This is a genomic window from Emticicia sp., assembly GCF_049241225.1.
Classification (GTDB): domain Bacteria; phylum Bacteroidota; class Bacteroidia; order Cytophagales; family Spirosomataceae; genus Emticicia.
The window spans coordinates 5,318-14,344 of sequence record NZ_JBMLRC010000303.1; the positions used below are offsets into that span (position 1 = coordinate 5,318).

At 38.5% G+C, this 9,027-nt stretch carries 8 protein-coding genes; 6 read left to right on the forward strand and 2 right to left on the reverse strand.

The genetic code is table 11. The features are described from left to right. The 4 genes from ACOVO2_RS16330 to ACOVO2_RS16345 all read left to right on the forward strand — a co-directional run. A partial coding sequence (locus ACOVO2_RS16330) for a dihydrodipicolinate synthase family protein (protein WP_421771003.1) occupies positions 1–195 on the forward strand: 195 nt, incomplete at its 5' end. Positions 196–495: 300 nt separating this feature from the next. After that, complete coding sequence (locus tag ACOVO2_RS16335; protein WP_421771004.1) at positions 496–3,540, forward strand: SusC/RagA family TonB-linked outer membrane protein; 3,045 nt, start codon at positions 496–498, stop codon at positions 3,538–3,540. A 52-nt stretch (positions 3,541–3,592) separates the two neighbouring features. Beyond that, the gene (locus ACOVO2_RS16340) at positions 3,593–5,041 is read left to right on the forward strand and encodes a RagB/SusD family nutrient uptake outer membrane protein (protein ID WP_421771005.1); all 1,449 of its coding nucleotides are present in this window, start codon (positions 3,593–3,595) and stop codon (positions 5,039–5,041) included. A gap of 75 nt (positions 5,042–5,116) precedes the next feature. Further along, positions 5,117–5,614: a hypothetical protein gene (locus ACOVO2_RS16345; RefSeq protein WP_421771006.1), complete on the forward strand. Its 498-nt coding sequence runs from the start codon at positions 5,117–5,119 to the stop codon at positions 5,612–5,614. Between the two features lie 116 nt (positions 5,615–5,730). Here ACOVO2_RS16345 and ACOVO2_RS16350 read toward each other — a convergent pair whose 3' ends face one another. Further along, the gene (locus ACOVO2_RS16350) at positions 5,731–6,606 is read right to left on the reverse strand and encodes a YihY/virulence factor BrkB family protein (protein WP_421771007.1); all 876 of its coding nucleotides are present in this window, start codon (positions 6,604–6,606) and stop codon (positions 5,731–5,733) included. Between the two features lie 92 nt (positions 6,607–6,698). Then, a complete protein-coding gene (locus ACOVO2_RS16355) occupies positions 6,699–7,880 on the reverse strand; it encodes an MFS transporter (protein WP_421771008.1) in 1,182 nt (393 codons plus the stop codon). Positions 7,881–8,078: 198 nt separating this feature from the next. Here ACOVO2_RS16355 and ACOVO2_RS16360 point away from each other — a divergent pair, with 198 nt between their 5' ends. Beyond that, a complete protein-coding gene (locus ACOVO2_RS16360; RefSeq protein ID WP_421771009.1) occupies positions 8,079–8,663 on the forward strand; it encodes a Crp/Fnr family transcriptional regulator in 585 nt (194 codons plus the stop codon). Between the two features lie 172 nt (positions 8,664–8,835). Then, the coding region (locus ACOVO2_RS16365) for a hypothetical protein (RefSeq protein WP_421771010.1) at positions 8,836–9,027 on the forward strand (192 nt) is incomplete at its 3' end.

Sequence of the window (9,027 nt, forward strand, 5' to 3'; positions counted from 1 at the left end):
GCGGCCGAAATCCAACAAAGATTTGTTGATTTTGATACGCTACTTTATGTAGAATCAAACCCTGTTGGTATCAAAAAATGTTGTGAAATAAAAGGCATTTGTAGTTCGGAGGTGCGTCTGCCATTAGTAAAGGCTTCTGACGAACTGGGAGCGAAACTCGAAAAAGCTATGATTGCCGAAGGCTTTTTGAAGTGATACTTACTAAAATATAGTCATAAAAAATCCACGAGATGTCTTTCTCGTGGATTTTTTTATATTAAAAAAACAAGATTTTATTAGATGCTTCTCATTACTAAACACTTGATTATAAAGCGTTTCTAAAGAAAAACTCTTTCTCTTCGTAGCAGTTTTAGCCATTTTGGCAGTCATTACTTCGACTTTGGTAGTTTTCTCAAAAAATAGTTGCAATCGTAACTATTGCAATGCCAAAATATTCTTTTTTACAACTATATTTGTATCTTATTCTTTTTATATAACTATCACAAACTAAACTTTATGAAGAAAAATCTACGATTATTTCTCTTCTTTTTTGTTGCCCTAACCTTCCAAGCGTTAGCACAAGAGAAAACCATTACTGGAAAAGTAACCAGCGATGATGGTGCTGCCCTTCCTGGGGTAAGCATTACAGTAAAAGGTACTACTAAAGGAACCTCATCAGATGTCAATGGGAACTACAAAATTTCTGTCCCTGCAAATGCCAAACTACTCTTTAGTTTTATTGGATATGCCAGCAAAGAAGTTAATGTTGGTTCTAATTCTGTCTTAGATGTACAATTGAGTTCATCAAGCACTGAATTGAGCGAAGTTATTGTCAGCAGCGGCTATGGTGCTGTGGTTCCTAAAGCAGTCATGACAGGTGCTACATCAAACTTAAAAGGTGACGTAATAGAAAACATGCCAATTCAAAGTTTTGATAGAGCATTGCAAGGCCGAATGTCAGGTGTGAGAGTTTCGTCAAACAACGGTACACCTGGGGGAGCTGTTTCGGTTCGTATCCGTGGTGTAGGCTCAGTTTCAGCAGGTAACGAACCACTTTACATTGTTGACGGAGTTCAAGTAAATACCGCTAATGATGGTGGTGGACGTGTAAGCTCAAACCCACTTTCTTTCCTTAATCCAAATGATATTGAATCAATGGATGTTTTGAAAGATGCAGCAACTGCGGCCATCTACGGTGCTCAAGCAGCTAATGGTGTGGTGCTTATCACAACCAAAAAAGGAAAAGCGGGTAGAACCCAATTGGGCTTTAACTATTATAAAGGTATTACGGAACCAATTCGTAAGCTACCTATGCTAAATACCCAAGACTATATAGCTGCTCGTATTGAGGCTTTGACTACCAATAGTCCTACAACCCCAGTAGCTACGCTACGTGGTAATGCGTTGGCATCAATTGGTCTAAGCCGAGATTTATCAGATGCTGATATTGCTGCATTACCAACATACGACTGGCAAGGAGAGGCATACCAAACAGGGCAAATAGACAATTATGAATTAACTGCACAGGGTGGTACTGGAAAAACAACATTTTACACTTCGTTTTCCTACAATCAGCAAGATGCTTCTTTGATTAAAATTGACTTTAAAAGAATTACAGGCCGCGTGAAAATTACCAACCAATTAACCAATAGATTATCTATGGAATTGGGTGTGAACTTGAGTAATGTTAAGCAGAATGGTCCTTTTGGTGGCTCAGAAGGTTCTACTTCATTTGGAGCTCCACAATATTCAGCTCCGTTAATTTTACCACTAAATCCGATATATAATCCAGACGGCTCATTTTATGGCCTTCCAGATAGCGGTGTAACTATGCCAGGAGATATTAGCCAAAACGTTATTGCCTATGCAGAATACATCAAATCGTCAGGAAATACCAACCAAGCCATCGGAAATATGGTTTTAACCTACAAAATTAACCCATCGATTTTTGTGCGTGCCTCGGGTGGTCTTGATTACCGAAACATTAAAACTATTTTCTATGGCGATGCTCGTTTGAGTGATTACAATGCTATCAGAGGCTCGCTTTCGGAGGCTGTTACAGATAATACCAACTACAATACTAACATCACTGTTAACTTTGATAAATCTTTCTCAAAGCACACAATAGGTGGTTTAGCTGGTTTTGAGTACCGAAACGATGTGAATCAAGGAACTAACTTCAATGGTGTTGGTTTTCCTTCACCTGATTTTAGTACTGCCAATGCAGCCGCAGAGCCTTCTTCTATCGGTGGATTTTGGACAGGTGTAAAACGTGCAGGTTTGTTTTCGAGTGTAAACTATGACTTCTCGAAAAAATATATCGTAAAAGGTATTGTAAGATACGATGGTTCGTCAAGATTCGGAGCAAATAATCAATGGGGCTTTTTCCCATCTATTTCTGCGAAATGGATTCTTTCTGAGGAAAATTTCTTGAAAAATAACTCTAAAATCAGCGATTTAGGAATCCGCCTTAGTGCTGGTTCGACAGGAAATGACCAAGTTGGTAATTTTGCTTCGAGAAGACTATATGGCTTAAACGGTGTTTATCAAGGAAACTCAGGAATTGGGCCATCTTCATTGGGTAATCCAAACCTTAAATGGGAAAGAAACATTACATACAACGTCGGTATTGACTACGGATTTTTCAAAGGTCGCATCAAAGGTGCTATTGATGCCTTCCAAAGAATTAGCAAAGATTTATTACTTACTCGCTCAATTCCAACAACCAATGGTTTTGGTAGCGTATTTGAAAACATCGGTGAAGTACAAAACAAAGGTATCGAGTTTGAAATCAACACGATTAACATAGAAAAGAATAAATTTAGATGGGAAACTAACTTCAATTTTACAACCATCGAAAATAAAGTGACCAAACTTTTTGATGGAGTTGATGTTCTTCCTGGCGACTTATCAATCAGAGTTGGATATCCACTCGGAACCAACGTAGGTGTACCTTACATCGGTGTGAATCCAGCAAACGGCCGTCCGATGTGGGCTGATTTGAACAACGAGATTACTTATTTAGTGCGTGCTGCTGACAACCGCCCACTTGGTCACTCAAATATTTCAAAAAACTTTGGCGGTATGACCAATACTTTCAGCTACGGTGGTTTTGAGGTTTCTGCCTTTATTCAATATGATTTAGGTCGTGTAGCTCAAAATGCTATGGAATTCCGCTTAGCAGATAATGGTGCAGTTCTGAGAAATAGCTTACAAAGTATGTGGGATAATCGCTGGACAACCCCAGGACAAATTACTTCGGTTCCTCGCCCAGCCGAAAACCGTACAGCAATCAGCGGCCGTATTTCATCGTATCAGACAGGAACTCGCTTTTTCCAAGATGCATCTTATACTCGCCTAAAACAAGTAAATGTTTCTTATAATATTCCGAGTAAAGTTCTTACTCCTTTAAAAATTGCAAAAGCAAATGTTTATTTCCAAGCAATCAACTTAATTACTTGGACCAAATGGACTGGCTTTGACCCTGAGTTTGTTGGTGATAATCAAGGAATTATTCCAACTGCAAGAAGTTTCACAATGGGTATTCAGATAGGATTATAAAATACTACGCTGACCACATTTAAAAGATAAGAACTCATTTCAAATTTTACTTATGAAAAACATATCAAAATATATTTTATTGACACTTTCAGTATTTTTCGCAAGTTGCGATAGTCTGTTGGAAGTGAATCCTCGTCAAAGTATTGATACTGCCGTGGCACTATCTACTGCCGAAGGTATCAGAGCCTCGGTTTTTGGTGCCTATAACAACCTTAAAGCCCAAGCTTTGTATGGTTGTAATCTAAATGCGATTGCCGATGCCATGGGCGATGATACTCGAATCATTAACCGAGCGGGTGGACGTTATGTAAACGAAGGCCAAAATGTTGTAAATAACCATCTTGGTGGTTGGGGTACATACTACTATGCTATCAATCAAATAAATCTGATTTTAAAGGCTCTTCCAACAAGTAAACTTCCTGATGCTGAAAAAGCAACAATTGAGGGAGAAATGACATTCTTACGTGCATTACTCTACTTCAATTTGTCAAGAATCTGGGGCTATGAGCCAAAAGCAGCACTCCCAGCCTTAGATAAGGGTTCTGTTCCACTTCTTTTAGATGGTATTGATGATACTGAGCAGATTTCTTATCCTAAACGCAGCACTGCTGCCGAAGTATATGCTCAAATGTATAAAGACCTCAATACGGCAATCGCAAAAGCACCAACTGGTGGTGGCCCACACCGAGCAACTAAAGGTGCAGCTCATGCACTTTTGGCAAGAGTAGCTTTATATAATGAAGATTGGGCAACCGCAGCAACAGCGGCTACAGCAGCACTCAGCTCAGGAGTAGCTCGATTTGTTGGAGGTGGTGAATTAGTTGCCTCTTGGCGAGCTAACCAGAATCCAGAATCGCTTTTTGAGATTCTTTTCAATTCTCGTCAAGAATCATTAGGTGTAAATAATGCTTTGCAATCTGCTTACACGACTATCGGTTCGGTTTCGGAAGCAGCTGGTTTAGCTGCAAGCCGCACAACTCTACCAGCCGCTAAGGGTTGGGGAGCAGTCGTACCAACAACCGCTCTATTAGCTCTTCATAACACTGCCGATGTAAGACGTGGCCTGTACCAATTAGGACTAAACCGTTCGAATGCTATTGTTGAAGAATGTACGAAGTTTTTAGGCAAATCAGGGGTTGTATATATGGACAACGTTCCTGTGATTCGTATGTCAGAAATGTATTTAATTCGTGCTGAAGCTAATGCCAAGTTGGATAAATTGAAAGATGCTGCCGATGATTTGAACATCATAAGAAAAAGAGCTGGACTTACAGAACTTACTACTCTTACAACTCAACAATCAATTTTAACTGAAATGGAGCTCCAACGCCGTTTGGAATTAGCCTTTGAGGGACACAGATGGTTTGATTTAAAACGATGGAAGCGTGATGTAATCAAAACAACGGGGAACGTGATTTACGGTGATACACGCACACTCGCTCCAATACCAACAAGTGAGATTTTGGCTAATTCAAACTTAGTTCAAAATGCTGGCTATTAATACTTTAGCCTCTACATTTGTTATTTTATCAACCAAATTTTATTCTAAAAATAAAGTTTATTTATTCTCAGAAAAATGAAAAAAATATTTGCAATTATATTCATGGCATGTGTGTCCCTTTCGCTGGTATCATGCGTAGAACAACCCGATTATTTGTTTGATGAAGAAAAACAAATAGAATTTGAAACGGCAGTTCGCACGAGTCCAGCCCCAGGTTATATATTCCCAATCATTAATGCAACACGCACAACTGGTGCTGTAAATTTACAAATCAATTTGATTGGCACTCACTTGAAGTCTCCAGAAGAATTAACCATTAGTGTTGATACCTCAGCATCAAGATTATTATCGACTTCGGTTATTCGAGCAGTTGAGGGAAAACATTTCAATCTCAATGGTGGAAAAGTGACGATGAAAGCCGATACAAGTTTTGCTAATTTTCGTTTCAATATAGTAAACTCAGGAGCAGAAGCAGGCAGACAAGCCTTACTTGTTTTAAAATTAGAAAGTACCAATAATTTAAAAGCCGCCGAAAGCTATCGTCGAGTTGGTTATAGAATCAATCTGCAATAATTGCGTCGTAATAAAAAAAGTCCGTAGGCAAATACTTACGGACTTTTTTTTATTTGGCTGAAACCACTTTTTAAATAATCTTCTTTTACCAAGAATAAAAATTTATCAGAAACATTTCATTGAAGGCTATCTTTTTTCTCCTCCACTTTTGCGGCATAAACACTCAATGCATCACGGAAAGAAATGTTTATTTCAAAACCTAGAATCAAAATTAAGGCAATAAGATAAATCCAAACCATAAGGGCAATTAATGTGCCTATTGAGCCATAAAGTTTGTTATAAGAGTTGAAATTGGCTAAATAAAATGAAAACAGATTAGTCACTAAAATACCCAGAACCGAAGAAATCAATGCTCCAAAATTAAAGAATCTCAGACGTTTATGAACGGCTGGGGCAAAGTAGTAAATGGCACAAATACCCAAATAAAAGATTAGGAAAATACCTCCATAACGCACAATTTGCAGCAAATAGAAGTTGAAGTTTTCGTTGAGAAGCCCTTTACTAAAAAGAAAATCTATAATGATTGTACCAACGATAAGCACCAAAATGGCCGAAATCAAGACCACAATTAAAAGTAAGGTCAGGAATAATGCGATAAAACGAGCTTTCAAATAACTACGTTTTTCACGCACCTGCAAAGCCATATTGAAAGCCCGCATAAGGGCCATCATACCATTGGTAGCGGCAAAAACAGTAAAGAAAAAACCAAAAGAAAGCACATCACTACGGCGGCGGCTCACGATATCTTGAATCGTGTTAGAGGTATTTTCATAAATTCCTCGTGGCATAGCATCACGCAAAAAATTCATGATTAAGCCATCAAGATTGTCAATCGGCACAAAAGGAATAAGCGTAAATAAAAAGATAACCCCAGGAAAAACCGCCAATAAAAAACTATAAGACACCGAAGCCGCACGCTGGTCAATATCGAAAGTTATGATTTTTTCCCAAAGAATTTTAAGTACGTGATACAGCGACACGGTTGTGCCCAAGAGGTAAACGCTTTTGAGAAATTTAATGACTCGTTTCAAGGAAAAGTTTTCGTTGTTTGTGCAAATATGGCAATTTTTGCCGAAACCCCCATCTACTCATGATATATTCGTCGGAAACTTACCCACAAACCAACCAACGGCCCAGGGCAAAGTACCCAAAAGATATGTAAATCATCAGTGAAATACTCCAGCAGAAAATCAATTAACTGAATAGAAACAATAGTAATAGCAAAGCCAATACTGGTCACGAGTGTAATGATACTCCCACGCCTTTCAGGCAAAGCAAAGCGGGAAACTAAAGTAGAAAATTGTGGGGAGTCGCCCACGACTGAAATGCCCCAAACAAGCATTAAAATTGAGAAAACAGATAATGAAAAATCTGCGAAAAAAGGCAAAACAGAACAACAAATCAGCGAAGTAAGCAACTGAAATAACGCCACTTTTCCACTCCCGAAACGCATCGCCAGAAGCCCACCGAGCCAACAACCAAGAAAACCAACTACAATAATGATAAAAGTAGCAATCGGAACATTGAAACTATATTCAGGATGAAAATGCAAGTAACTCTTCCAAATAGCGGGCAAAAATGCCCAAAAAGCATACAATTCCCACATGTGGCCAAAATACCCGAAGGCAGCTGCCCGTAGTTGTGGAATCTTAAAAATTGCGGTTAATGCCTTGACCGAAAACTGATTACGCTGCAATGGCAAAGGTTTGTCGGGCAATAACAACCACAATAAAAGCCCACCAATCAACGAAACGAGACTTATTAAAAACAGGAACTCTTTCCACGGTAGCTCAAAACTAATGCCTTTCAGCAAATACGGAAATGATTTGCCCAGCACCAAAGCACCCACCAAATAGCCCATTGCTCTGCCCAAATCTTTACCATACCAATCGGCCGCAATCTTCATTCCGATCGGGTAGATTCCCGCCAGAAAAAGTCCAGTAAACAACCTACTCACCAAAACTAATGGCACATTTAATGAGAAGAACGCAATGCTGATATTAGCCAAAGCCCCAAAAACTGCTGAAAACAGAAACAGTCTCGAACTTAATACTCGCTCAGGTACGGCAAAAATAGCATTGAGCAGCGTACCCAAAATAAAACCCATCTGCACCGCTGATGTTAGCCAACCACCCAATTTCACACCCAATTCAGCTTCGATTTGAGCAGATACTGCATTGCCCGAGAGCCAAAGGGTTGTTCCTGCAAATTGAGCAAAAACCAATACGATTAAGAAATAGGTTGGGCGTTTGGGTGAAAAAGTCACGACTGAAAATCAAAGGTTCTGACTACAAATTTGGCAGAAAAATATCAATTATTTAGCTCTTCTTGCCTTCTTTATAATTATAAGTTTTGTATGTACAAACTACTGCTTTCATGCATACAAAAGCAACATTCGTCCAATAAAGTTGCCTCCGATTAATGATTTTGTATTTTTGCAAGAAATCATCACCTTTTGCTATAAATGCTCAATTACACGCATCCGCTTTACGAACTCTTCAATAGCTTTGGTTTACTAGCCAAAACAGAAATTGCATTAATTCTAAGCCATTTCAAACCTAAAAGCCATAAAATAGGCACAGTTTTGGTTAATTTCGGAGAAATTAACGATAAAATCTATTTCATCGAAAAGGGAATATTGAGGGAGTTTTCAAAACAAGAGCAAGACAACACTATTACGCATTGGCTAGTACCCGAAAATAATTTTGAGTATTTGGTCGATAGTTTTTTGGAGCAGAAGCCCTCTGATATTGCCTTAGAAGTAATTGAAGATGCCAAACTCTGGGAAATTACGAAGACTGATATTGATAAACTTTACGTAGAATTTCCGCAACTAAATGTCATTGGCAGGATATTGCTCGAAGAAAACCTCAAAAAATATGAGCGTTACAACGCCATGATTCGCCAAAACTCCGAAAGCCGCTGGAAATGGTTCAATGATAACTACCCTGGGCTTGCCAACCGAGTATCAGTTAGGTATATTGCTACTTTTCTGCACATGCACCGAGTTACGTTGAGTAAAATTCGCTCGAAAAGAGCAAAAGTTTAGTTTATTCTACACTACAAAAAAGCGTAGTGTAAGCTACATTTTTTTGTAGTCTGGGCTACTTTTATTTCTCAAAAACATTGCTCTACTTTGCAATAAGTAAGCCCCCGATGAAACTTGGCGGAATCGTGGGGGCTTATGTGTTTCATTTTTAATCATAAAACAGTGTAAAGTTATGAAAAAAACTTTTTTATCGTTAGCATTATTTATTATCATTCTCATAAGCTGTAAATATTCTGATGAAACTCAACCAAAGGAACAAATAAATGAGCATCAACTTATAGTTCTAAAATCTGAGAAAGATGTGGATACCCAAAAATCCATATATACTAAGCTAAATTCTCATGAAAAACACTTTATTTGGCAA